The sequence below is a fragment of the Streptomyces sp. NBC_01003 genome (assembly GCF_045162695.1).
Taxonomy (GTDB): Bacteria; Actinomycetota; Actinomycetes; order Streptomycetales; family Streptomycetaceae; genus Streptomyces.
Window position 1 is genome coordinate 4,569,442 of sequence record NZ_CP108707.1, and the last position, 22,162, is coordinate 4,591,603.

The window sequence follows — 22,162 nt, forward strand, 5'->3', positions numbered from 1 at the left end:
CTATGACTGCGATTAGCACTCGGTCAAGCGGAGTGCCAATTCAGTGAGGGCGAGTCCTCCGCACGGCCCCTCCGGCCCGCCCGCCGCAGCCCCTCCGGCCCATCCCTCACAGGTAGTTCTCGAGCCTCCCCACCGCGAATCCCTGGGCCTGGATACGGCGGATCAGCCGCGCCGTCATCCCGGTGAGCGTCGCGCCGCGCGGCCCGGCACGGTCACTGAACCGGGCCCGGACGATGTCGCCGGGACGCAGCCGGTCCCCGTCCGCGTAACTCAGGCCCTCGCCCCGCGTCGAGGCGCGCCACAGGACGACGGCGTCGACGCCGCAAGTGGCGGCCGCGCGGAGGGTGTCCTGGTCGTACTCGCCGAAGGGCGGGCGGAAGAGGCGGGGGCGGGTGCCGAAGCGGCTCTTCAGCCGGTCCTGCTGGCCGCAGATCTCGGCGTGCTGCTCGGCGTACGGGAGCGAGGGCAGGGAGTGGTGGTTCAGGGTCTGGTTCTGCACGCCCGCGCCGAGAGCACGCAGCATGCCGAAGTGGTCGTGGCCGGGGCCCGCGACGCCGTCCGTGAGGAAGACGCTGACGGGCAGCCTCAGGTCCCGGACCATGTCGGCGAAGTGCGGGTCGCGGTCCACGCCGTCGTCGAAGGTCAGGAAGACGACGCGGTCCTTGGTCCGGACGTGGTCCACGACGGGCGGGAGTGGGTACGAGCCCGGGCCGGCCCCGGCCGCGTGGCCTGCCGGAGGTCTGGGCGCCGGGGCGAGCGGCGCGGAGAGACCCCAGCGGCGATAGGCGTCCGGAGCGGCGCCGCCCTGAGGGGAGTGGAGAGGCGCGGCGTGGGCAGGCCCCCCAACCGCCGCCTCCCCGGCGCCGAGCGCACCCCAGGACGACCCGCGCCCCACACCGGCGGCCGGCGTGGCCGTCGGAGCCGGGTGGCGCGAGTGGCGGACCTTCTCGGCCGCCTTCCTGCTGAGCCGCTCGATCGGGTCCACGGACGGGGCGCACCCGGTGAGCAGCGCGGATGCGAGGACACCGGCGGCCAGGGCGGCGGCGAGCAGCCGCCGCGGCCCGGTGCGCGCGGGGGCCCGTCGCGCCCGCACGGACCTCACAGGTAGTCCTCCAGCCGGGCCACCGCGTACCCCTTGTCGGTGACGTACTTCATGAGCCGGCGGACCATGTCGGGCATGGTGCCCTTCCACTCCCCGCGGCCGCGGAAGTGGCTGAGGATGATGTCGCCGGGGTGCAGGTCCCGGTCCGCCTCGCGCCACTCGACGTGGTCGACGAACATCTCTTCGTTCCAGATCGGCGCGTACTTGATCCCGCAGGACTTGGCGGCGCGCAGCGTGTCCCGGTTGTAGTTGCCGTAGGGCGGGCGGAAGAGGACGGGCCGCTTGCCGTACTCCTCCTCCATGATGTTCTGCATGCCGCAGATCTCACGCTTCTGCCCCGCGTAGGACAGACCGGGCAGGTAAGGGTGCGTCAGCGTGTGGTTGTTCAGGGTGACGCCGCGGGACTGCATCTTCCTGAAGTAGCCGTAGTTGTCCTCCACCAGGTAGTTGCTGAGGAAGGCGGTGTACGGGATCTTCAGGTCGCTCATCATCTTCAGGAACGCCGGGTCCTTCTCGGAGCCGTCGTCGATGGTGAGGAACACGACCTTGTCCTTGGTGGGCACGGTCGTGAAGACGGGCGGCAGATCCTCCTGGCCATGGACCTCGAACCCCTTGCGGGCGCTGATCACCGGCTTGTCGGCGGGCGGGGGCGGCGCGAGGAGCGGCGGCTCGGCCAGGCGCCACTTCTTGGCCATCGCGACCCGGGCGGCCTGGGCGGCGCCCGGCTTGCCCGCGTGGGGGTCGAGGGCGCGGCCGGGCGGCCCGTGGAGGGGCTGCTGGCCGGGCGCCGGCCGGACGGCTTCCGTGCCGACGGACGCGGCGCACCCGGAGGCGACCGCGCAGGCGGCGAGCACGGCGAGGCCGGCCCGCGTACGGCCGTTCCGGACCCCTCGGCCCGGTGTCCCCTTCAGGACCCTTTTGTCGTTTTGTCGTACAAGTCGCATGGCGCCGGATCCTCGCAGCTCACGGCGCTGATCAGGGCCCGACACCGCGGCCGGGCGCGCACCGTCCACCGACTGGCCCACAATGGGCCTGGTGAACGACCTCGCCTCCTTCAGCTCACTGCTCTCCGCACAGGGCCAGGCGCTCCTCGACGACGTACGGGGCATCACCCCCGGCCAGGAGCTCGCCGTCGCCACCCGGCTGCGCCGCGACCACCCGGTGGAACTCGTCTCCGCGGCCATCGCTCAGGCCCGGCTGCGGCAGCGCGCCGCGGCCAAGTTCGGCGAGGCGGACGCGAGCCGCATGTACTTCACGGCGAACGGCGTCGAGCAGGCGACCCGCACGAGCGTCGCCACCCACCGCGCGCAGGAGTTCAAGGCGCTCGGGGTGCGCTCCGTCGCCGATCTGTGCTGCGGCATCGGCGGCGACGCGATCGCACTGGCCCGCGCCGGGATCTCCGTACTCGCCGTCGACCGCGACCCCCTGACCTGCGAAGTCGCCCGGGCGAACGCTCAGGCCCTGGGCCTCGACGGGCTGATCGAGGTACGCGAGGCCGATGTCACCCAGGTCGACACGGAGCCGTACGACGCGGTGTTCGTCGACCCCGCGCGCCGGGGCGGCGGCAAGGGGGGCGGCCGGATCTTCGACCCGGAGGCGTACTCCCCGCCCCTGTCCTGGGCGGTCGGCGCGGCGCTCGGGGCCCGGCACGCGGCCCTGAAGATCGCGCCCGGCATCCCCCACGAGGCGATCCCCGACGCGGCCGACGCCGAGTGGATCTCGGACGGCGGGGACGTGAAGGAGGCCGTGCTCTGGTTCGGCACCGAGCCGGGCCGCATGCGGGCGACGCTGCTCCCCGGGCCGCGCGCACTCATCGGCCGCGGCCTCCCCGACCCCGAAGTGCGGCCCGTGGGACGGTACTTGTACGAGCCCGACGGCGCCGTCATCCGCGCCCACCTGGTCGCCGACGTGGCCGAGGAGGTGGCGGGCGGGCTGATCGACGAGATGATCGCCTACGTCACGTCCGACACGCTGCGCGCGACGCCGTACGCCACGGCTTACGAGATCACGGACCAACTCCCCTTCAACGTAAAGAAGTTGAGGGCGCTGCTGCGGGAGCGCGAGGTCGGGATCCTGACCGTGAAGAAGCGGGGGTCGGCGGTGGAGCCGGAGGAGCTGCGCCGCAAGGCGCTGCCGAAGCGGCACGGCCCGAACGCGCTGACGGTCTTCCTGACCCGCGTCGCGGGCGCCCCGACGATGCTGCTGGGCGCGCCCGCGCAGCCGGCCACGGGTGAACCCGCCGCCACCCGGCGCGGAGCGACGCCCTAACGACACCCCTCCGCCCGAGCCAGCAGCAGTTCCCGCTCCCGCTCATTACGGGTCAGCGAAGCGGCCCGCTCGAACTCGGCCCGCGCCTCCTCGTACCGCCCGAGCCGCTCAAGCAGGTCTCCGCGCACGCTCGGCAGCAAGTGGTAGTCGCGCAGCGCCGGTTCACCGACCAGGGCGTCCACCAGGGCGAGACCGGCCGCGGGGCCCTCGGCCATGGACACCGCCACCGCCCGGTTCAGCTCGACGACAGGGGACGGCGCACGCGCGGCGAGCAGCCCGTACAGAGTCGCGATCCCCTGCCAGTTCGTCTCCGCGTACGTGTGGGCGTGCGCGTGGCTGGCGGCGATCGCGGCCTGGAGGGCGTACGGGCCGGGGCCGCCGCCCGTGGACACCGCGTCCGCGCGGCCGAGCGCCGCGAACCCGCGCCGGATCAGGAGCTGATTCCAGCGCGTACGGTTCTGGTCCCTGAGCAGGACGGGCTCGCCCGAAGGGCCCGTACGGGCGGCCGAGCGCGAGGCCTGGAGCTCCAACAGGGCGGCCAGGCCGTGCACTTCCGGCTCCTTCGGCATCAGGCCGGCCAGGAGCCGGACGAGCCGCAGCGCGTCCTCGCACAGGCCGGGGCGCAGATAGTCGTCGCCCGCCGTGGCCGCGTACCCCTCGTTGAAGATGAGGTAGATGACCTCGAGGACCGAGCCGAGGCGGGCCGCCCGCTCAGGTCCGTAGGGCACTTCGAAGACGACGTTCTTCGTGGCGAGGGTGCGTTTCGCGCGCACGATGCGCTGGGCGACCGTCGCCTCGGGGGCCAGGACCGCGCGGGCGATCTCGGCCGTGGTCAGGCCGCCGAGCAGGCGCAGCGTGAGCGCGACCCGGGCCTCGGCGGACAGGACCGGGTGGCAGGCCGTGAAGACGAGGCGGAGCAGGTCGTCGTCGATGTCGTCCGGGTCCGCGGGCTCGTCCAGGTGGGGCGGCGCGGCCTCCAGGCCACGGCCGACCTCCGCCAGCTTGCGCGCGTATCGCTCCTTGCGGCGCACGAGGTCGATCGCCCGGTGCTTGGCGGTGGCCATGAGCCACGCGCCCGGGTTGTCGGGAACCCCCTCGTCCGGCCACTGCTCCAGGGCGGCGACCAGCGCGTCCTGCGCGAGTTCCTCCGCTATGCCCACGTCCCGGACGATGCGCGTGACACCGGCGATGATGCGGGGCGCCTCCAGACGGAAGACGGTCTCGATGGCGTGGGCCGCTTCGGCAGTACGTTCTGCTGTCACGGCCCACCATCAGACACCCCCGGCCGCACGGCGGCCAAGGGCCTGTCCGGCGTGGCTCGGCCCTCAGCCCTCGGCGATCTCCCGGATCTCGGAGGTGACCGTCCAGTGCTCCTCGTGCACCTTCAGGAAGCGCTTGGTCCACTCCAGGATCTCGGCCCGGTCCTTGGCCTGGATGATCGCGTAGCCGCCGATGACCTCCTTGGACTCGGTGAAGGGCCCGTCGGTGACGGTGATCTCGCCGTTCTCGTAGTGCATGCGGGTGCCCTCGGACGACGGGTGGAGGCCCCCGGTGTCGAGCAGCACGCCGGCCTTGGTCATCTCCTCGATCAGCTCGCCCATGCGCTGCATCAGCGCCTCGCTGGGGCCCTCGGCAGGGGCCTTGCTCTCGTCGATACGGACCAAGGTCATGTAGCGCGGCATGGTGGACTCCTCGTTCGGTGCGGTCGGGGCTTCTCCCCGCTCTCGTCTACGCGTCGAACGGGATCGGGGCGGATCGACACGCGCGCGGAAATTTCTTCGGGAAGTTTTCCGACCCCTCCCCGGCAACCCCCCAGCCCCTCCTCACCCGCGCCTTACCGCCCCCCTGCCACCATCACGCCCCATGCCCTTCGACCACAACGACCACTACCACCGGCTCCTCCTGCGCCGGCTGCCGGAGGAAGGCCGCAAGAAGGGCCGCGAGGAGGGCCGCCGCGCCCTCGACGTCGGCTGCGGCACCGGCCGCTTCGCCCGGCGCCTGGCGGCCCGTGGCTACACGGTCGACGCACTCGACCCCTCGGCCGAGGTCATCGCCGAGGCGGAGGCCATGGGCGGCGGGCCCCGCTACCGCCGGGCGGACGTGACGGCGACGGATCTGCCCGAGGGGCACTACGACGTCATCACCTGCCTGGCGAGCCTGCACCACATGCCGTTCGCGACGGTGACGCGGCTGCGCGCCGCCCTCGCTCCCGGCGGCGCGCTGCTCGTCCTGGGCTGCTACGCGGGCAGGACGCGCCGGGACCTCGTAGCCGTCCCCGCGAACGCGGCGGCTGCCCGCGCCGCGGTCCACGTGAGCGACCGGCTGCGCGGCGCCGCACGGCCGCCCCTCCAGCCCCCCGTGCGCCAACCCGACATGTCGCTCACCGACATTCACACCGAGGTCTCCCGCCTCCTCCCCGGCGGCGAAGTCCGTCAACTCCTCTTCTGGCGCTATCTGTTGACGTACAACAACGCCTGACGCGTCACCGCAGTGAGGCCCACAGCTTCCCGGCCTCCGGCTCGTCGGCGACGACACGGTTGGGGTCGGACGGCGCCGGGAGCACCGGCATCATCACCGTCTTCACCTCATCGGCCGACAGCCCCTTCAAGCTGCCCGCCAGGCCCTGGAGTTCGCCGAGGGAGTCGAGGCCGGTGTCCGTGGTGAGGCTTCCGGTGAGGGCGTCGGCGACCTTGTAGAGGCGGGCCGGGTTCGTCAGGAGATCGCTCTCCGAGACCTTCTCCACCAGCGCCTTGACCAGCTGCTGCTGGAGTTTGATGCGGCCGAGGTCGCTGCCGTCGCCGACGCCGTGCCGGGTGCGGGCGAAGGCGAGGGCCTGCTTGCCGTCGAGGTGGTGGTAGCCCGCGTCGAGCTGGAGGTGGCTCAGGTCGTCATCGATGTCCTCGGTCGTCGTGACGTCCACGCCGCCGAGCGCGTCCACGACCGAGGCGAAGCCGGAGAAGTCGATCTCCAGATAGTGGTCCATGCGGACGCCGGTGAGCTTCTCCACCGTCTTCACGGCACAGACGGGACCGCCCACGGAATAAGCGCTGTTGAACATGGCGCCGTACGCGGCCTGCGTGGTGCCGCCGGACGAGGTCGGGCACGCGGGCCGCTCGACGAGAGTGTCGCGGGGGATGCTGACGACGGTCGCCGACGAGCGGTCGGCGGCGAGATGGACGACCATCGCGGTGTCCGAGCGGGCACCCTCGCTGTGGCCGCCGCCGAGCGCGGAGTTCTCGCTGCCGCTGCGCGAATCCGAGCCGAGGACGAGGATGTTCAGCGCCCCGGCGGGCAGTGCGGTCGCTGAGGGCAGTGCGGTCGCCGAGGGCCCGGGAGTGACCGGGGCCGGCTTCGGGGGCCGGTCGTCGCCGAGCGCGTTGTCGATGTCGACGCCCTGGATGTTGTGGTCCAGATGCCAGTACGCCCACGCGGCCCCGCCCCCGGTGAGGACGAGAACGCAGCCGGCCACGGCACCGGCCGTCTTCACCAAACGCCCACGACGACGCTGTATTCGCTTCACAGGGCGAACATAAGTCGGAGTTATTACAACGGTAAACCAGTAAGACGCCGTCTTCCGGGAATCTCAGACGGTTCTCACGTCCCGGAGCGAGACCGCCTCAGGCGGGAGCGACCGCCTCGAACCGCCACCGGTGCACCGCCCGGGTCACCAACTCACCCTCAGGTTCGGGCAGTTCGGGCAGCTCGGCGTCGTACGCCGCCTCCCACCAGGTGATGACGAGGACCCGGTCCTGCGGGGCGCGGAAGAACTCGCGCCGCAGCGGCTCGGCCGCGAGGACCTGTCCCCGCGCCCAGGCGAGCAGCTCCTCGCCCCGCCCCTCGGCCGCCCGGGCCTCCCACATCAACGCGACGGTCATGAGTACAGGTTGTCCTTCGCGACCTCGTGCACATGGTCGTGGTCGTGCGTCTGCCCCGGCACGTGCGTCTCCGTCACCGGAAGCGACGAGTCGGCCGACAGGTCCCAGGCGGACGCGGACCGGTTGCGCGCCACCATCTCGGCGCCGAGGGCCGCGACCATCGCGCCGTTGTCCGTGCACAGCTTGGGCCGCGGCACGCGCAGCCGGATCCCGGCGGCCTCGCACCGCTCCTGGGCCAGGGCCCGCAGCCGCGAGTTGGCGGCCACACCGCCGCCGATCATGAGGTGGTCGACACCCTCGTCCTTGCAGGCGCGCACGGCCTTGCGGGTCAGCACGTCGACTACGGCCTCCTGGAAGGACGCCGACACATCCCGGACCGGAACGTCCTCACCGGCGGCGCGCTTCGCCTCGATCCAGCGCGCCACGGACGTCTTCAGGCCGGAGAAGGAGAAGTCGTACGCGGCGTCACGCGGCCCGGTGAGCCCGCGCGGGAAGGTGATCGCGTTCGGGTCGCCCTCCTTCGCGTACCGGTCGATGACGGGACCGCCGGGGAAGCCGAGGTTCAGCACCCGGGCGATCTTGTCGAAGGCCTCGCCCGCCGCGTCGTCGATGGTCGCGCCGAGGGGCCGCACGTCGGACGTGATGTCGGAGGAGAGCAGCAGCGACGAGTGCCCGCCGGAGACGAGCAGCGCCATCGTGGGCTCGGGCAGCGGCCCGTGCTCCAGCTGGTCCACGCAGATGTGCGAGGCGAGGTGGTTCACGCCGTAGAGCGGCTTGCCGAGCGCGTACGCGAACGCCTTGGCCGCCGAGACGCCCACGAGGAGCGCGCCCGCCAGCCCCGGGCCCGCGGTGACGGAGATCCCGTCCAGGTCGGAGGCGGCGACCCCGGCGTCCTTCAGGGCGCGCTCGATGGTCGGCACCATGGCTTCCAGATGCGCGCGCGAGGCGACCTCGGGGACGACGCCGCCGAAGCGGGCGTGCTCGTCGACGCTGGAGGCGACCGCGTCGGCGAGCAGCGTGTGGCCGCGGACGATGCCGACGCCGGTCTCGTCGCAGGAGGTCTCGATGCCGAGGACGAGCGGTTCGTCAGCCATTTTCGGTTCCTTGTACGGGTGTCACGGAGGTCGAGGGGTCGGTCAGACGCATCACGAGCGCGTCCACGTTGCCCGGCTGGTAGTAGCCGCGGCGGACGCCGATGGGCTCGAAGCCGAAGCGCTGGTAGAGCTTCTGCGCCCGGGTGTTGTCGACCCGCACCTCGAGCGTCACCTCGGAGCACTCGAAGTCGGTCGCGTGGCGCAGCAGGGCGGTGAGGAGCCGGGCGCCGAGCCCGGTGCCCCACTGGTCACGGGCGACGGCGATGGTCTGCACATCGGCCCCCACGCCGGAGCCGCCTTCGTAGTCCGTGCCGGACGCGGCGAGGCCCGCGTACCCGACGAGACGGTCGCCGTCGTGGGCGACGACATAACGGCGGGTCGACCCGGCGCCGCGCGCGTGCGCGAGCTCGGACCAGAACATGCCGCGGGACCACGCGTCGTCCGGGAAGAGATCCTTCTCGAGCGCGTGCACGGATTCGATGTCCCACCAGCGCATCTCGCGCAGAGCCGCGCTCACTTCGGGGTGACCACCTTGTAGTTCTTGGGCACCTGCGCGTCGGGCCGGCGCAGATACAGGGGGCGCGGCGCGTCGAGCTCCTCGCCGGCGGCGAGCTTCTCGGCGGCGAGCGAGGCGAGGGCGGCCGCCGACACGTTCTCGGGGGCGCGCGCGTCCGGGAACGTGTCCGGGTACAGCACGGCACCGGCGCCGACCGCGGGAAGCCCCGCGACCTGCTCGGCGATGTCGGCGGGGCGGTCGACGGCGGGCTCGGTGACCCGGGTGCGCGGATTCTCGTAGCGCGCCCAGTAGACCTCCTTGCGCCGCGCGTCCGTGGCGACGACGAACGGACCGTCCAATGAGGCGACCTCGGCGCCGTACGCGAGCCCGTCCAGCGTGCACAGACCGTGGACGGGCACACCGAGCGCGAGGCCGAAGGTGTCGGCGGTCATCAGGCCGACGCGGAGGCCGGTGTAGGGGCCGGGGCCCACGCCGACGACGATGCCGGTGACGGCGTCGAGTCTGACGCCGGCCTCGGCGAGTACCCGGTCGACGGCGGGCAGCAGCAGCTCCCCGTGCCGACGGGCGTCCACCTGGCTCGATGCGGCGACGACGGAGGAGCCGTCGTGCAGGGCGACGGTGACGGCGGGGGTGGCGGTATCCAGCGCGAGCAGCAGCACACAAACAGCCTACGGCTCCGGCGCCCCGCCCACGGCCGCCCCGGTGAGCCGCACGCCTGCTGCTACCGTCACCACAAAGACGTACGGGCAGGAGAGGTGGGCACACAGGTGGCACGGAGCAGCTCGGGATTCGTGGCCGGGCTCACCGCGGCGGCGCTCGCCGTGGTCGGCTTCCTCACCTACCAGGCATCGGCCAGCGCGCCGGAGAGCCTGGCCCCGCCGAAGACCGGGAAATCCCCTTCCGCGGCCGCGTCCCACTCCCCCGAGGAGAAGAAGGACCGGACAGAGGTCCCCGAGAAGTCCGGCACCGGTGAGCGGGTCGTCTACTCCGTGAGCGACGACCGGGTGTGGCTGGTCGCGGAGGGCGGCAAGGCGCAGCGCACCTTCAAGGTGACGCCTAGCACCGTGAACCCGCCGGCCGGGAGGTACCTGGTGACGTCGCGCTCGGCTTCGATCACCGGCAGCGACGGCGTACCGATCGAGCACGTGGTGCGGTTCGCGAATGTCGACGGCGTCACGATCGGCTTCAGCGCGGCGGTCGACGGCTCGATGCCGGCACCGGACCCGGCCAAGAAGACGGGCGGCATCCGCGAGAAGCGGGCGGACGGCGACGCGATGTGGGAGTTCGCGACGATCGGCAAGAAGATCGTCGTGGTCCAGTAGGGCCCTCCGTCACCCGACCCACGCCACAGAAACGCTCACGCGGCATCACGCCGCTCCTCACCGGCTTCCTCCCCCCTGCCCTCCCCCTGCTCAACGGGCGGAGTGGAGATGGCGGACGCGGCGGCGCAGGACGCGAGCAGATCGCTCATGGACAGCCCCGAGGCGGAGATCCCGGACATGTCCCCGTGCCCCGGCGCCACGCGGGGCTGCTGCGGCACGTCACGTTCTGAAGCCGACATGGATGCCTCCTGGGCTCCGGGGCAGCAAAGTTAGGTAGACCTAACCAGGACTGGTATCCATGTGACCACGCGGAACGCGCGCCGCGCAACATTTTGCCGACGCCATGTCGGAACGTTCGGGTGAAGGTACGAGAGTCAGGCGGCCAGAGCCTCCAGGCCCGCGCCGGCCCAGCGCGCCCCGAGGCCACGCAACGTCACCGAGCGCACCTCGTCGTCGGTGTCCCCCGTGGCGCGGTGGATGACGACATGGAGCCGGTCGTCGGCGAGGTCCTCCACCTTGCCGTCGCCCCACTCGACGACGATCACGGAGTCGGTCAGCGAGACGTCGAGGTCGAGGTCCTCCATCTCGTCGAGTCCGCCCCCGAGCCGGTAAGCGTCCACGTGCACCAGGGCGGGCCCGTCGCCGAGCGGCGGGTGGACGCGGGCGATGACGAAGGTCGGAGAGGTCACGGCACCCCGCACACCGAGGCCCTCGCCGAGCCCGCGGGTCAGTGTGGTCTTGCCCGCACCCAGCTCGCCGGTGAGCATCACGAGGTCGCCGGGTCGCAGCAGTTTGGCCAGGCGACGGCCCAAGTCCCCCATATGGGCGGGCGAGTTGACGGTGATCGAGGCGGTGGCGGCGTCAGCTGCCGGGCTGTGCGGTGTCTCCATAACTTCCCACGGTAGCCCCTGCGGGAACGGCTCCCGTGCGCGCGAGGAGGTCGGCCAGCCGGTCGGTGACGGCCTCGGGGTGCTCCAGCATCACCAGGTGCCCGGCGTCGGGCACGAGCACCAGCTCGGCGTCGGGCAGCAGCCCGGCGATGGCCTCGCTGTGCTCACTGGGGGTGACGAGATCCTGGTCGCCGGCCAGTACGAGTACGGGGAGCTGCGCGAACCGCTCGACGGCCTCGCTCTTCTCGTGCTCCTGAAAGGCGGGGTAGAACTCGGCGACGACGTCGATCGGCGTGCTCTCGATCATGCGCTCGGCGAAGCGGGCGACGGCGGGATCGACGTCACGCGAGGCGAACGAGTAGCGCTTGATGACGCCGGCGAACAGGTCGGCGGTGGCGCGGCGCCCCTTCTCCACCAGGTCGGCGCGCTGGCCGAGAATCTTCAGGACGCCGGGGAGCACGCGCCGCACGGCGTTGACGCCGACCACGGGCAGCCCGTAGCTGACCTCGCCGAGCCTGCCGGAGGAGGTCCCGACGAGAGCGACGCCGACGACGCGCTCGGCCACGAGCTCGGGAAAGTGGTCGGCGAACGCCATCACGGTCATGCCGCCCATGGAGTGCCCGACGAGGACGAGCGGCCCTTCGGGGGCGGCGGCGTCGATGACGGCCTTCAGGTCGCGCCCGAGCTGGTCGATGGTGACGTCGGGCCCGCCGTCGGCCTGCTCGACCCCGCGCCCGGACCGCCCGTGGCTGCGCTGATCCCAGTAGACGGAACGCACCACGCCCCGCAGGGCGGCACGCTGGAAATGCCAGGAGTCCTGGTTGAGGCAGTACCCGTGGCTGAATACCACGGTGACCGGCGCGGGCGCCTTGCGACCGAAGAGCCGGAGCCTGCGAGGTGCGGCACCGCCCTCGGACCCCACTTCCTCGACCTCGTAATAGAGCTCGGTGCCGTCCTCGGCGTAGGCCTTGCCGGGGGTGCCGCGCAGGGACCCGAACGGGCCGGAGGCATCCAGCGCGAGCCGCGCCTTCCTGCGCATGCCGCGGCCGACGGTGAGCCGCTCGACGGCGACACCGGCAGCGGCACCGGCCGCGACGACGCCTATCGCGGCGCCGGCGAGCCCGGCCACCCGCCAGCTCGCGACACCCGCCGCGGCCTCGGCGCTGCTCTCACTCACGTGCCGCTCCTCCGTCCACATAGACGCGCGGAACACGCGCCCCGATCCGGGTGACGATCTCGTACGCGATGGTGCCGGCGGCCTGCGCCCAGTCCTCGGCGGTCGGCTCGCCCCGGTCACCGGGCCCGAACAGCACGGCCTCGTCCCCGGCCCTCAGCTCGTCGCCGCCGAGATCGACGACGAACTGGTCCATGGCGACGCGTCCGGCGACGGTCCGCAACTTGCCCCCGATGAGTACGGGCCCGGTCCCCGAGGCATGCCGGGGAATCCCGTCCCCGTACCCGAGGGGGACAAGCCCCAGGGTGGTCTCGCCCGGGGTGACGTAGTGATGCCCGTAACTGACGCCGAGCCCGCCCGGGGCGTGCTTCACCAGGGCGAGCGAGGCCGACAGGGTCATGACGGGCCGCAGCCCGAAGTCCTCGGGGGTGCCGATCTCGGGGCTGGGCGAGATCCCGTACATGGCGATACCGGGCCGCACCAGATCGAAATGGGTCTCGGGCAGAGTCAGAGTCCCCGGCGAATTCGCAATATGCCGAACCTCGGGCCGAACCCCAGCCCCCTCCGCAAAGGAGACCATCTCGCGAAAAGAATCCAACTGAGCGGCAATCGACGGATGCCCCGGCTCATCGGCACAGGCGAAATGGGACCAGAGCCCAGAAACAACAACAAGCCCCTCGCGCTCCGCAGCAACGGCAGACCGCACCAGCTCGGGCCAGTCACCAGGCAGACACCCATTACGTCCGAGCCCGGTATCGGCCTTCAACTGAATACGAGCGGGACGCCCCACCACCCGAGCCGCAGCAACAACCTCGTCCAGAGCCCACATGCCGCTCACGGACATGTCGAGATCGGCCTCGATGCCCTCGCGCCAGGGCCCGCCGGGCGTCCACAGCCAGCACATGACGCGCCCCTCGATCCCCGCGGCACGCACCGCGAGAGCCTCCTCGGGCGTGGCCGTACCGATCCAGGTGGCACCGGCCTGCCGCGCGGCGCGCGCGCAGGGAATCATGCCGTGGCCGTAGGCATCAGCCTTGACCACAGCCATGAACTCGGCCCCGGGCGCACGATCGCGCAGGGACCGCACATTGGCCCGCAGAGCGGCCAGATCGATCTCGGCCCGGGCACGGCCCACGGCAGCTGCTCTCTCAGTCATCGTGCGCCCAGTGTCTCAGAGCCCCCCGACACCCCCATGTGACCACCACCCCTCAAACCCCCCACACCAACTCAAATCACCAAGCCAACAATCACCCCACAACGAAGAACCACGACCGCCCGACGAGCCAGGCGGAACCGGGAACCCGTACAAAGAACGGCCAGGTGGGAGGACGAATCCCCACCGCCCGGCAGCCGCCCGACGACTGGAGGGGACGCACCGGGATGTGCGCGCGGAGCCACCTCCACCCCGTTACGGGCGATTAGCCGGCCGGGGCAGGCCCATAGAACAGCGAGCACGTACATCCCGGGGCGACCCCGTCCCAAAGACGGCGAAGCGCCCACGACGGCGAGACAAAAGCCCACCGCCCCAAACCTGGACGCCCCTAGAACCCGCGCCGAACATCCCCCCAGGCCCCGGCAATCCCCCCGGCCACATCCTGAGCGACAACAGGCGCCCCACCGGACACCCGCCGAGCGGCAAGCCCATGCAGATAGGCCCCCACAGACCCGGCATCGAGAGCCCCGAGCCCAGCAGCGAGCAACGACCCGGCGAGCCCGGACAGAACATCACCACTGCCGGCGGTGGCCAGCCACGCAGTGCCAGTGGAATTGACCCGCACCAACCGCCCCCCACCCCCGGCGGAACTCCCACCCCCGGCAACCAGGGTCGTGGACCCCTTCAAAAGAACGGTCGCGGAGAACCGATCGGCCAACTCCCGTACGGCGGCAAGCCGTTCCGCCTCCACCTCCTCCCGGGAAACCCCCAACAACGCGGCGGCCTCCCCCGCATGAGGCGTGAGCAAAGTAGGCGCGCCCCGCCCCCGAACGGCCTCAGGATCGGCGAGCCGCAGCCCATCGGCGTCGATCAGAACGGGCACATCGGCCCCCACGACATCCGCGAGCCCGGACGCGTCATCACCGAGGCCGGGCCCGGCCACCCACGCCTGCACCCGCCCCGCCTTCCCTGGCGCGCCCTCGGACACCAGAGTCTCCGGGAACCGAGAGACGACGGCGCCGGCCGCAGGCCCCACGTACCGAACGGCCCCGGCCCCACCCCGCAAGGCCCCCGCCACGGCAAGCACGGCGGCGCCGGGATACCGGGCGGACCCGGCGACGATGCCCACGACACCGCGCCGGTACTTGTCGCTCTCACCGGTGGGCTCAGGCAACAGCCGGGCCACGTCATCGTGCTGAAGGGCCTCCAGATCCCCTTCCCCGGAAACCGGTTCGAGCCCGATGTCGACAAGCCGAACGGCACCGGCGTACTCCCGCCCGGGATCAACAAGAAGCCCGGGCTTGTACGCACCAAAGGTGACGGTCACATCGGCGCGGACGGCCTCCCCGTCGACCTGCCCCGTATCGGCGTCGACGCCGCTGGGCAGATCCACGGAAACGACAACGGCACGAGAATCCAGGGCAGCACGAACAACAGGCAGAGCACCCGCACGAAGCCCACCCCGCCCCCCGATGCCCACGATCCCGTCGACAACGAGATCGGCCCCGGCAAGAACCCGCTCACCACTGTCGGCGACGCGCCCCCCGGCGGAGAGGAAGGCAGCAAGCCCGGCACGGTGCACCCGCTCGGAGTCCAGAAGCACGGCGGCGACCCCGGCGCCACGACGGGCGAGCCGGGCACCGGCGTAGAGGGCGTCACCCCCGTTGTCCCCGGACCCGACGAGGAGCACGACCCGGGCCCCGTACACCTTGCCGAGGAGCTCGGCGCAGACGACGGCGAGCCCGGCGGCGGCACGCTGCATCAGGGCGCCTTCGGGAAGCCGCGCCATGAGGGCACGCTCGGCGGTCCGTACGGTGTCCACGCTGTAGGCAGTACGCATATGAGCGAGTCTCCCGCAAAGAAGAACCCCGCGCGCGAAGCGCACACCCAAACCGGAACCGGCCCCGGAACCGAGGCCGGACCCGAATCCGAACCCGAAGCCGAAACAAAGCCCCCCGGCCCCTACCCCCGGGCCCCTACCCCTCGGCGATCACCACAGCAGACGCAATCCCGGCATCATGACTGAGAGACACATGCCAAGACCGCACCCCAAGCTTCTCGGCGGCGGCGGCAACGGTCCCGGTGACCCGCAGCCGCGGCTGCCCACTCGCCTCGACACAGACCTCCGCATCGGTCCACCGCAACCCGGCCGGCGCCCCCAGCGCCTTGGCCAGCGCCTCCTTGGCGGCGAACCGCGCGGCAAGGGAGGCGACACCCCGCCGCTCCCCGCTGGGCAGCAGCAACTCCCGGTCGACAAAGAGCCGTTCGGCCAATCCGGGCGTACGCGCGAGCGACGCCTCGAACCGCTCGATCTCGGCAACGTCGATCCCGACCCCAATAATCAAAGCCAGCCCCCAGTCATCAAATCCGGCCCGTCACTCCACCGTCACGGACTTGGCAAGGTTCCGAGGCTGATCGACCTCGTTCCCGCGCGCAGTGGCCAGCTCGCAAGCAAACACCTGCAACGGCACCGTCGCAACCAGCGGCTGAAGGAGCGTAGGGGTGGCAGGGATCCGCACGAGATGGTCGGCGTAGGGGACGACCGCCTCGTCGCCCTCCTCGGCGATCACGATGGTGCGCGCCCCGCGGGCCCGGATCTCCTGGATGTTGGACACGATCTTGTCGTGGAGGACGGACCGCCCCTTGGGCGACGGCACGACGACCACCACAGGCAAGTCCTCCTCGATCAACGCGATGGGCCCGTGCTTGAGTTCACCGGCGGCGAAGCCCTCGGCGTGCATATAGGCGAGCTCCTTGAGCTTCAGGGCGCCTTCAAGGGCGACGGGATAGCCCACGTGCCGCCCCAGGAAGAGCACGGTCCGCTTGTCGGAGAGCGACCGGGCCAGCGCCCGCACGGGCTCCATGGTCTCCAGAACGCGCTCGACCTCACCGGAGATGTCGGCCAGGTCCCGGATCACCGCACGGATCTCGTCCCCCCACTTCGTGCCGCGCACCTGCCCGAGGTACAGGGCCACGAGGTAGCAGGCGACGAGCTGCGTGAGGAACGCCTTGGTGGAGGCGACGGCTACCTCGGGCCCGGCGTGCGTGTAGAGCACGGCGTCGGACTCGCGGGGAATGGTCGAACCGTTCGTGTTGCAGATGGCGAGGACGGTCGCACCCTGCTCACGAGCGTGCCGCAACGCCATCAGCGTGTCCATGGTCTCGCCGGACTGAGAGATGGCGATGACGAGCGAGCGCCCGCCCAGAATCGGATCCCGGTACCGGAACTCACTCGCGAGCTCCACCTCGCAGGGGATCCGGGTCCAGTGCTCGATGGCGTACTTGGCGATGAGACCGGCGTGGAACGCCGTCCCGCACGCCACGATCACGACCTTGTTGACTCCCTTCAACACGGCCGCGGGGATACGGAGTTCATCGAGCGTCAGCGCCCCGTCGACGCCGATGCGCCCGAGCAGCGTGTCGGCGACCGCCTTCGGCTGCTCGGCGATCTCCTTGAGCATGAAGTAGTCGTAGCCGCCCTTCTCGGCGGCGGAGGCGTCCCAGTCGACGTGGTACGACCGCACCTCGGCGGGCCGCCCGTCGAAGTCGGTGACGGTCACCCCGTCCCGTACGCCGTCCCGGCGCAGCTCGACGACCTGGTTCTGGCCCAGTTCGATCGCGGAGCGGGTATGGGCGATGAAGGCGGCGACGTCGGAGGCGAGGAACGCCTCGCCCTCCCCCACGCCCACGACGAGCGGCGAGTTGCGCCGGGCGCCCACGACGACGTCGGGCTCATCGGCATGCACGGCGACCAGCGTGAACGCCCCTTCGAGGCGCCGGCAGACGAGCCGCATGGCCTCTGCGAGGTCCGCGCACACGGAGAACTCCTCGGCGAGCAGATGCGCGACGACCTCGGTGTCGGTCTCGGACTCCAGGACGTGCCCGCGCTCGGCGAGCTCGGCGCGCAGCTCGGCGAAGTTCTCGATGATGCCGTTGTGGACGACGGCGACGCGGCCGGCGTTGTCGAGGTGGGGATGCGCGTTCGCGTCGGTGGGGGCGCCATGGGTGGCCCAGCGGGTATGGCCGATGCCCGTGGCCCCCGTCGGCAGCGGCCGCTCCACGAGCTCCTTCTCCAGGTTGGCGAGCTTGCCCGCCTTCCTCGCCGAGGCGAGGCCGCCGTCGGCGAGCACCGCGACCCCGGCCGAGTCGTAACCCCGGTATTCGAGCCGCTTCAGCCCGGCGAGCACGATGTCGAGCGCCGACTGAGATCCGACGTATCCCACGATTCCGCACATGGCGGCAGCCTAAGGCCGCGCGGTCAGCAGCCCCAGACGATCCGGTCCCGCGCGTCTTCGAGCAGACGCAGGTACTCCACTTCCTCGCAGCGCGGCTTGCTGCCCATCTCGTAGAGGTCGAGACAGTCGTCGAGATCCTCGCGCAGGTCCTCGTCGGGCAGGTCGAGGGCGAGCTCGCTGCGCACCTGACCGGCGAAGTCGTCCTCAACGAGCCTGGGTCTGCGCCGGACCAGGTCACGCAATCGGGGCACGGCCATAACGGTTCCCTCCCACCCGGACGGCGCGGCTCTGCGCCAGGTGCCGGGAACGTATCCCCGTTCCCCCGCCCGGTCCAGACCTGCGACCACGGAAACCCGCGAATTCCGGCACGAACCACGCACAGAAAACCCACCGCACCCCCACCCGCCGCACCTCACCGCCCCCAAGGTGACGCACCCCACCCCCCACCCCGTCCACACAGCCGTAACAATGGACTGTGATCTCTTCGGTCTCCGTGCCCCCGACGGCACCCCGGAGCGCCCACCGGCACAAGCCGGAGGCGACTCCCTACGTCGACCTCACCCGCACCGAGTGGAGCGCGCTGCGCAACAAGACGCCGCTCCCACTCACCGCCGATGAGCTGGAGAAACTGCGCGGCCTCGGCGATGTCATCGACCTGGACGAGGTCCGGGACATCTACCTCCCGCTCTCGCGTCTCCTCAACCTCTACGTCGGCGCCACCGACACCCTGCGCGGAACCCTCAACACCTTCCTCGGCGAGACCGTCGAGAAGGCGTCCCAGTCGGGCACACCCTTCGTCATAGGGGTCGCCGGTTCGGTGGCGGTGGGCAAGTCGACCGTCGCCCGCCTCCTCCAGGCGCTGCTGTCCCGCTGGCCGGAGCACCCGCGCGTGGAGCTGGTCACCACGGACGGCTTCCTGCTGCCGACCAAGGAGCTGGAGCGGCGCGGCCTGATGTCGCGCAAGGGCTTCCCCGAGTCGTACGACCGACGCGCCCTGACCCGCTTCGTCGCCGACATCAAGGCGGGCAAGGACGAGGTCTCGGCACCCGTCTACTCCCACCTGATCTACGACATCGTGCCCGGCCAGAAGCTCACGGTCCGCCGCCCCGACATCCTCATCGTCGAGGGCCTCAACGTCCTCCAGCCGGCCATGCCCGGCAAGGACGGCCGCACCCGCGTCGGCCTCGCCGACTACTTCGACTTCAGCGTGTACGTGGACGCGCGGGCCGAGGACATCGAGAGCTGGTACCTCAACCGGTTCAAGAAGCTCCGCCAGACGGCGTTCCAGAACCCGTCCTCGTACTTCCGCAAGTACACGCAGGTCTCCGAGGAGGAGGCGCTCGACTACGCGCGGACGACCTGGCGGACCATCAACAAGCCGAACCTGCTGGAGAATGTGGCGCCCACGCGCGGCCGCGCGACGCTCGTCGTGCGCAAGGGCTCCGACCACAAGGTGCAGCGGCTGAGCCTGCGGAAGCTGTAGAAAGCCGGAAAGCTACGCTTCGCGCATGCTGCACCTGCGACTGATCACCCCGGCCGACAAGACCGACGCGGTGGCCCGCCTGATCGAGAGGACCGTCGGCACCACGCATCTCGTGGTGGTGCCGGGCGCGGCCCGCGATCCCGAGGGTGACGTCGTGATGTGCGACGTCGCTCGGGAGGCCGGCGACGAGCTGATCAGCGGGCTGCGCGGGCTCCACATCGACACGACGGGCTCGATCGCCGTCGAGAACATCGACCTGTCGCTGTCGAGGCTGGCCGACAGGGCGGAGGACGAGGCGCCGGGCGAGGGCGCGGACGCGGTCCTGTGGGAAGCAATGACGGACGCGACGCACGAGGAGTCGACGCTCAACGTCACCTACGTGGCGTTCCTGGCCGTCGCGACGATGCTCGCGGCCTGCGGTGTGATGCTGGACAACGCGATCCTGATCGTCGGCGCGATGGCCGTCGGCCCCGAGTTCGGGCCGCTCGCCGGGATCTCCACGGCGCTGGTACAGCGCGCCCCGCGCCTGGTGTGGCGATCGCTGTGGGCGCTGCTGGCGGGATTCGCCGCCGCGATGGTGCTCACGGCCGGGTTCAGCTGGCTCCTTGACCTGTTCGGCCTGTTCACGCGCTCGATGGTCGAGGCGGACCGGCCGAACACGTCCTTCATCTGGAAGCCGGACTGGATGTCGTTCGTCGTGGCGTTCCTCGCGGGCATCGCCGGGACGCTGTCCCTCACGTCGGCGAAGTCGGGCGCCCTGATCGGCGTCGCCATCTCGGTGACGACGGTCCCGGCCGCGGCGAACGCGGCGGTGGCGTTCGCGTACAGCGACTACGCCCAGACATGGGGCTCGACCGCCCAGCTACTCGCGAACCTCGGCGGCATCGTCCTGGCCGGCACGCTCACCCTGCTCGCCCAGAAGTGGTTCTGGGCGAAGCAGCGCAAGCGTGCCACTCCTGCGGCCGGACCGGCCTAGGTCCTCCGAACTGCCTTATCCGAGCGTGGACTTGACGACATCGGCGAGGCGCCCGGCGATCGAGCGGGCCTGCTCGATGTCGGCGGCCTCGACCATGACGCGGACCAGCGGCTCCGTGCCGGACGAGCGCAGCAGCACCCGGCCCGTCGCGCCCAGCTCGCGCTCGGCGTCGCTGACGGCGGCGGCCAGCTCGGCGGACGTCGTGACGCGGGACTTGTCGACGTCGCGCACATTGACCAGGACCTGCGGGAGGCGCTCCATGACGGACGCGAGGTCCTGGAGGGTGCGGCCGGTCTGGGCGATGCGGGCCGCGAGCAGCAGACCCGTGAGCGTGCCGTCTCCGGTCGTCGCGTGGTCGAGGATGATCACGTGCCCGGACTGCTCGCCGCCGAGCGCGTAGTCGTGCTCCTTCATCGACTCCAGGACGTACCGGTCGCCGACGGCGGTCGCCACGAACTCGATCCCCTCGCGCTCCATGGCCAGCTTGAAGCCGAGGTTCGACATGACGGTCGCGACAACGGTGTCCTGGCGCAGGGCGCCGTGCTCCCGCATCGACAGGGCGAGCACGGCGAGGATCTGGTCCCCGTCGATCTCGGCGCCCGTGTGGTCCACGGCCAGGCAGCGGTCGGCGTCACCGTCGTGCGCGATGCCGAGGTCCGCGCCGTGCTCGATGACGGCGGCCTTCAGCAGGTCGAGGTGGGTGGAGCCGCAGCCGTCGTTGATGTTCAGGCCGTCCGGGTCGGCGCCGATCGTGACGATCTGGGCACCGGCCTGGGTGAACGCCTCGGGAGAGACCATGGCCGCCGCGCCGTGCGCCTCGTCCAGGACGATCCGCAGGCCGTCGAGCCGGTTGGGCAGCACACCGATGAGGTGGGCGACGTACTGGTCGAAACCCGCGTCGTACGAGTTCACACGGCCGACGCCGGCACCGGTCGGGCGGTCCCACGGCTCACCGGTGCGGTGCTGCTCGTAGACCTGCTCGATCCGGTCCTCCAGCTCGTCGGCGAGCTTGTGGCCGCCGCGCGCGAAGAACTTGATGCCGTTGTCCGGCATCGCGTTGTGACTGGCGGACAGCATCACGCCGAGGTCGGCGCCCAGCGCGCCGGTGAGATGCGCCACCGCGGGGGTGGGCAGCACGCCGACCCGCAGGACGTCGACGCCCGCGCTGGCCAGACCCGCGACAACCGCGGCCTCGAGGAACTCGCCCGAGGCCCGCGGGTCACGACCGACCACGGCCACCGGACGGTGCCCCGCGAACGTCCCCGCCTCGCCGAGTACATGTGCCGCCGCCACGGAGAGTCCGAGCGCGAGCTCGGCCGTCAGATCCGCGTTGGCGACACCTCGTACGCCGTCCGTGCCGAACAGTCGTCCCACTGGTGTCCTCCGAACTTTCGCAATTCTCGAAGAAGCGTCGGAAATCATCCGAGCATGCAAACTTATGAGCGCCTTGTGCCGTTATAACGCCCAGCGCCGCTATATACGAACGCCCCGGCGGCACACAGCGTGCCGCCGGGGCGAACGAAACGAACAAGCAGCAGCGATTTAGCGCTTGCTGTACTGCGGGGCCTTACGGGCCTTCTTGAGACCGGCCTTCTTGCGCTCGACCGCACGGTCGTCACGCTTGAGGTAACCGGCCTTCTTGAGGGCGCCGCGGTTGTTGTCGACGTCGGCCTCGTTCAGCGCGCGGGCGACACCGAGACGGAGCGCACCGGCCTGACCGGAGACGCCGCCACCCGAGATGCGGGCGATGACGTCGTAGCGGTTGTCGAGCTCGAGCACCTTGAAGGGCTCGTTGACTTCCTGCTGGTGGACCTTGTTCGGGAAGTAGTCCTCGAGCGTGCGCCCGTTGACCTTCCACTTGCCGGTGCCGGGCACGATGCGGACGCGCGCGATGGCGTTCTTGCGACGGCCCAGGCCGGCGGCCGGCTGCGGGTCGCCGAAGCGCGCGGCGTTCGACTCCGAGGTGTACTCGCCCTCGACGGGGACCTCGGACTCGGTGGTGTACTGCTCGACGTCGACAATCTCGGTCTCTTCGACCGGCTGCTCAACGGTGGTCTCGGCCACGATTCTCCT

Annotated in this window: 24 protein-coding genes; 5 read left to right on the forward strand and 19 right to left on the reverse strand. The window is 71.2% G+C overall.

Translation table 11 applies throughout. The features are described 5' to 3' along the window. Window positions 1–106: 106 nt before the first annotated feature. Both OG698_RS20745 and OG698_RS20750 read right to left on the reverse strand, forming a co-directional pair. Window positions 107–1,093 (reverse strand): polysaccharide deacetylase family protein, encoded by a 987-nt coding sequence (locus tag OG698_RS20745; protein ID WP_406111190.1) that lies wholly within the window; start codon window positions 1,091–1,093, stop codon window positions 107–109. 5 nt (window positions 1,094–1,098) lie between these two features. After that, on the reverse strand, window positions 1,099–2,046 hold the full coding sequence (locus tag OG698_RS20750; protein ID WP_406104621.1) for a polysaccharide deacetylase family protein: 948 nt from the start codon (window positions 2,044–2,046) through the stop codon (window positions 1,099–1,101). A 91-nt stretch (window positions 2,047–2,137) separates the two neighbouring features. Here OG698_RS20750 and OG698_RS20755 point away from each other — a divergent pair, with 91 nt between their 5' ends. Further along, complete coding sequence (locus tag OG698_RS20755) at window positions 2,138–3,370, forward strand: THUMP-like domain-containing protein (RefSeq protein ID WP_406104622.1); 1,233 nt, start codon at window positions 2,138–2,140, stop codon at window positions 3,368–3,370. Here OG698_RS20755 and OG698_RS20760 read toward each other — a convergent pair. Next, on the reverse strand, window positions 3,367–4,632 hold the full coding sequence (locus OG698_RS20760) for an RNA polymerase sigma factor (RefSeq protein WP_406104624.1): 1,266 nt from the start codon (window positions 4,630–4,632) through the stop codon (window positions 3,367–3,369). The two genes, OG698_RS20755 and OG698_RS20760, sit on opposite strands and share 4 nt — an antisense overlap. Before the next feature lie 63 nt (window positions 4,633–4,695). Continuing rightward, the gene (locus tag OG698_RS20765) at window positions 4,696–5,052 is read right to left on the reverse strand and encodes a YciI family protein (protein WP_383087352.1); all 357 of its coding nucleotides are present in this window, start codon (window positions 5,050–5,052) and stop codon (window positions 4,696–4,698) included. Between the two features lie 181 nt (window positions 5,053–5,233). Between OG698_RS20765 and OG698_RS20770 the strand changes: the two genes are divergently transcribed. Then, on the forward strand, window positions 5,234–5,848 hold the full coding sequence (locus OG698_RS20770) for a class I SAM-dependent methyltransferase (RefSeq protein ID WP_406104626.1): 615 nt from the start codon (window positions 5,234–5,236) through the stop codon (window positions 5,846–5,848). A 4-nt stretch (window positions 5,849–5,852) separates the two neighbouring features. On the opposite strand, the gene OG698_RS20775 is transcribed toward OG698_RS20770, so the two are convergent. The 5 genes from OG698_RS20775 to tsaB all read right to left on the reverse strand — a co-directional run bounded on the left by OG698_RS20775 (window position 5,853) and on the right by tsaB (window position 9,515). After that, window positions 5,853–6,857, reverse strand: coding sequence for an LCP family protein (locus tag OG698_RS20775; RefSeq protein ID WP_406111192.1), 1,005 nt, complete (start codon window positions 6,855–6,857; stop codon window positions 5,853–5,855). 130 nt (window positions 6,858–6,987) lie between these two features. Beyond that, window positions 6,988–7,245: a hypothetical protein gene (locus OG698_RS20780; protein WP_406104627.1), complete on the reverse strand. Its 258-nt coding sequence runs from the start codon at window positions 7,243–7,245 to the stop codon at window positions 6,988–6,990. Further along, complete coding sequence (gene tsaD / locus OG698_RS20785) at window positions 7,242–8,339, reverse strand: tRNA (adenosine(37)-N6)-threonylcarbamoyltransferase complex transferase subunit TsaD (RefSeq protein WP_406104628.1); 1,098 nt, start codon at window positions 8,337–8,339, stop codon at window positions 7,242–7,244. The genes OG698_RS20780 and tsaD overlap by 4 nt, the downstream gene beginning before the upstream one ends. Then, window positions 8,332–8,835 (reverse strand): ribosomal protein S18-alanine N-acetyltransferase, encoded by a 504-nt coding sequence (gene rimI, locus OG698_RS20790; RefSeq protein ID WP_406111194.1) that lies wholly within the window; start codon window positions 8,833–8,835, stop codon window positions 8,332–8,334. Before rimI ends, tsaD begins: the two co-directional genes overlap by 8 nt. 17 nt (window positions 8,836–8,852) lie before the next feature. After that, window positions 8,853–9,515 (reverse strand): tRNA (adenosine(37)-N6)-threonylcarbamoyltransferase complex dimerization subunit type 1 TsaB, encoded by a 663-nt coding sequence (gene tsaB / locus OG698_RS20795; RefSeq protein ID WP_406104630.1) that lies wholly within the window; start codon window positions 9,513–9,515, stop codon window positions 8,853–8,855. Window positions 9,516–9,623: 108 nt separating this feature from the next. Between tsaB and OG698_RS20800 the strand changes: the two genes are divergently transcribed. Next, on the forward strand, window positions 9,624–10,178 hold the full coding sequence (locus OG698_RS20800) for a hypothetical protein (protein WP_406104631.1): 555 nt from the start codon (window positions 9,624–9,626) through the stop codon (window positions 10,176–10,178). A gap of 35 nt (window positions 10,179–10,213) precedes the next feature. Here the strand turns inward: OG698_RS20800 and OG698_RS20805 are convergent, their stop codons facing one another. The 8 genes from OG698_RS20805 to OG698_RS20840 form a co-directional block, all read right to left on the reverse strand. Then, the gene (locus OG698_RS20805) at window positions 10,214–10,417 is read right to left on the reverse strand and encodes a hypothetical protein (protein ID WP_100594854.1); all 204 of its coding nucleotides are present in this window, start codon (window positions 10,415–10,417) and stop codon (window positions 10,214–10,216) included. Between the two features lie 135 nt (window positions 10,418–10,552). After that, complete coding sequence (gene tsaE / locus OG698_RS20810) at window positions 10,553–11,068, reverse strand: tRNA (adenosine(37)-N6)-threonylcarbamoyltransferase complex ATPase subunit type 1 TsaE (RefSeq protein WP_100594855.1); 516 nt, start codon at window positions 11,066–11,068, stop codon at window positions 10,553–10,555. After that, window positions 11,040–12,266 (reverse strand): alpha/beta fold hydrolase, encoded by a 1,227-nt coding sequence (locus OG698_RS20815; protein WP_406111196.1) that lies wholly within the window; start codon window positions 12,264–12,266, stop codon window positions 11,040–11,042. The genes tsaE and OG698_RS20815 overlap by 29 nt, the downstream gene beginning before the upstream one ends. Further along, window positions 12,238–13,398: an alanine racemase gene (gene alr / locus OG698_RS20820; protein ID WP_406104633.1), complete on the reverse strand. Its 1,161-nt coding sequence runs from the start codon at window positions 13,396–13,398 to the stop codon at window positions 12,238–12,240. Before alr ends, OG698_RS20815 begins: the two co-directional genes overlap by 29 nt. Window positions 13,399–13,783: 385 nt before the next feature. Next, window positions 13,784–15,235, reverse strand: a complete 1,452-nt coding sequence (locus tag OG698_RS20825; protein ID WP_406104636.1) for an NAD(P)H-hydrate dehydratase — start codon at window positions 15,233–15,235, stop codon at window positions 13,784–13,786. 136 nt (window positions 15,236–15,371) lie between these two features. Beyond that, entirely contained in the window at window positions 15,372–15,740 is a 369-nt protein-coding gene (locus OG698_RS20830; protein ID WP_406104637.1) for a holo-ACP synthase, read from the reverse strand. Window positions 15,741–15,770: 30 nt separating this feature from the next. Beyond that, window positions 15,771–17,630 carry a glutamine--fructose-6-phosphate transaminase (isomerizing) gene (glmS, locus tag OG698_RS20835; protein ID WP_406104639.1) on the reverse strand — a complete coding sequence of 620 codons (1,860 nt, stop codon included), beginning with the start codon at window positions 17,628–17,630 and terminating at the stop codon, window positions 15,771–15,773. Window positions 17,631–17,653: 23 nt separating this feature from the next. Then, window positions 17,654–17,881: a hypothetical protein gene (locus tag OG698_RS20840; RefSeq protein ID WP_406104640.1), complete on the reverse strand. Its 228-nt coding sequence runs from the start codon at window positions 17,879–17,881 to the stop codon at window positions 17,654–17,656. A 242-nt stretch (window positions 17,882–18,123) separates the two neighbouring features. Here OG698_RS20840 and coaA point away from each other — a divergent pair, with 242 nt between their 5' ends. Both coaA and OG698_RS20850 read left to right on the forward strand, forming a co-directional pair. Beyond that, complete coding sequence (coaA, locus tag OG698_RS20845) at window positions 18,124–19,113, forward strand: type I pantothenate kinase (RefSeq protein ID WP_406111198.1); 990 nt, start codon at window positions 18,124–18,126, stop codon at window positions 19,111–19,113. A 25-nt stretch (window positions 19,114–19,138) separates the two neighbouring features. Next, the gene (locus tag OG698_RS20850) at window positions 19,139–20,089 is read left to right on the forward strand and encodes a DUF389 domain-containing protein (protein WP_406104641.1); all 951 of its coding nucleotides are present in this window, start codon (window positions 19,139–19,141) and stop codon (window positions 20,087–20,089) included. Window positions 20,090–20,104: 15 nt separating this feature from the next. Here the strand turns inward: OG698_RS20850 and glmM are convergent, their stop codons facing one another. Together glmM and rpsI are read right to left on the reverse strand one after the other, a co-directional pair. Then, entirely contained in the window at window positions 20,105–21,463 is a 1,359-nt protein-coding gene (gene glmM, locus OG698_RS20855) for a phosphoglucosamine mutase (protein ID WP_406104642.1), read from the reverse strand. Window positions 21,464–21,631: 168 nt separating this feature from the next. Then, the gene (gene rpsI, locus OG698_RS20860) at window positions 21,632–22,153 is read right to left on the reverse strand and encodes a 30S ribosomal protein S9 (protein WP_100594864.1); all 522 of its coding nucleotides are present in this window, start codon (window positions 22,151–22,153) and stop codon (window positions 21,632–21,634) included. Window positions 22,154–22,162: the final 9 nt, after the last annotated feature.

Bases quoted from the DNA above. Each gene is read 5' to 3' on its own strand.
- OG698_RS20750 (WP_406104621.1), bottom strand. From the start codon at position 2,046: ATGCGACTTGTACGACAAAACGACAAAAGGGTCCTGAAGGGGACACCG.
- OG698_RS20765 (WP_383087352.1), bottom strand. From the start codon at position 5,052: ATGCCGCGCTACATGACCTTGGTCCGTATCGACGAGAGCAAGGCCCCT.
- OG698_RS20770 (WP_406104626.1), top strand. From the start codon at position 5,234: ATGCCCTTCGACCACAACGACCACTACCACCGGCTCCTCCTGCGCCGG.
- OG698_RS20780 (WP_406104627.1), bottom strand. From the start codon at position 7,245: ATGACCGTCGCGTTGATGTGGGAGGCCCGGGCGGCCGAGGGGCGGGGC.
- tsaD (WP_406104628.1), bottom strand. From the start codon at position 8,339: ATGGCTGACGAACCGCTCGTCCTCGGCATCGAGACCTCCTGCGACGAG.
- rimI (WP_406111194.1), bottom strand. From the start codon at position 8,835: ATGCGCTGGTGGGACATCGAATCCGTGCACGCGCTCGAGAAGGATCTC.
- OG698_RS20805 (WP_100594854.1), bottom strand. From the start codon at position 10,417: ATGTCGGCTTCAGAACGTGACGTGCCGCAGCAGCCCCGCGTGGCGCCG.
- tsaE (WP_100594855.1), bottom strand. From the start codon at position 11,068: ATGGAGACACCGCACAGCCCGGCAGCTGACGCCGCCACCGCCTCGATC.
- OG698_RS20815 (WP_406111196.1), bottom strand. From the start codon at position 12,266: ATGTGGACGGAGGAGCGGCACGTGAGTGAGAGCAGCGCCGAGGCCGCG.
- alr (WP_406104633.1), bottom strand. From the start codon at position 13,398: ATGACTGAGAGAGCAGCTGCCGTGGGCCGTGCCCGGGCCGAGATCGAT.
- OG698_RS20825 (WP_406104636.1), bottom strand. From the start codon at position 15,235: ATGCGTACTGCCTACAGCGTGGACACCGTACGGACCGCCGAGCGTGCC.
- glmS (WP_406104639.1), bottom strand. From the start codon at position 17,630: ATGTGCGGAATCGTGGGATACGTCGGATCTCAGTCGGCGCTCGACATC.
- OG698_RS20850 (WP_406104641.1), top strand. From the start codon at position 19,139: ATGCTGCACCTGCGACTGATCACCCCGGCCGACAAGACCGACGCGGTG.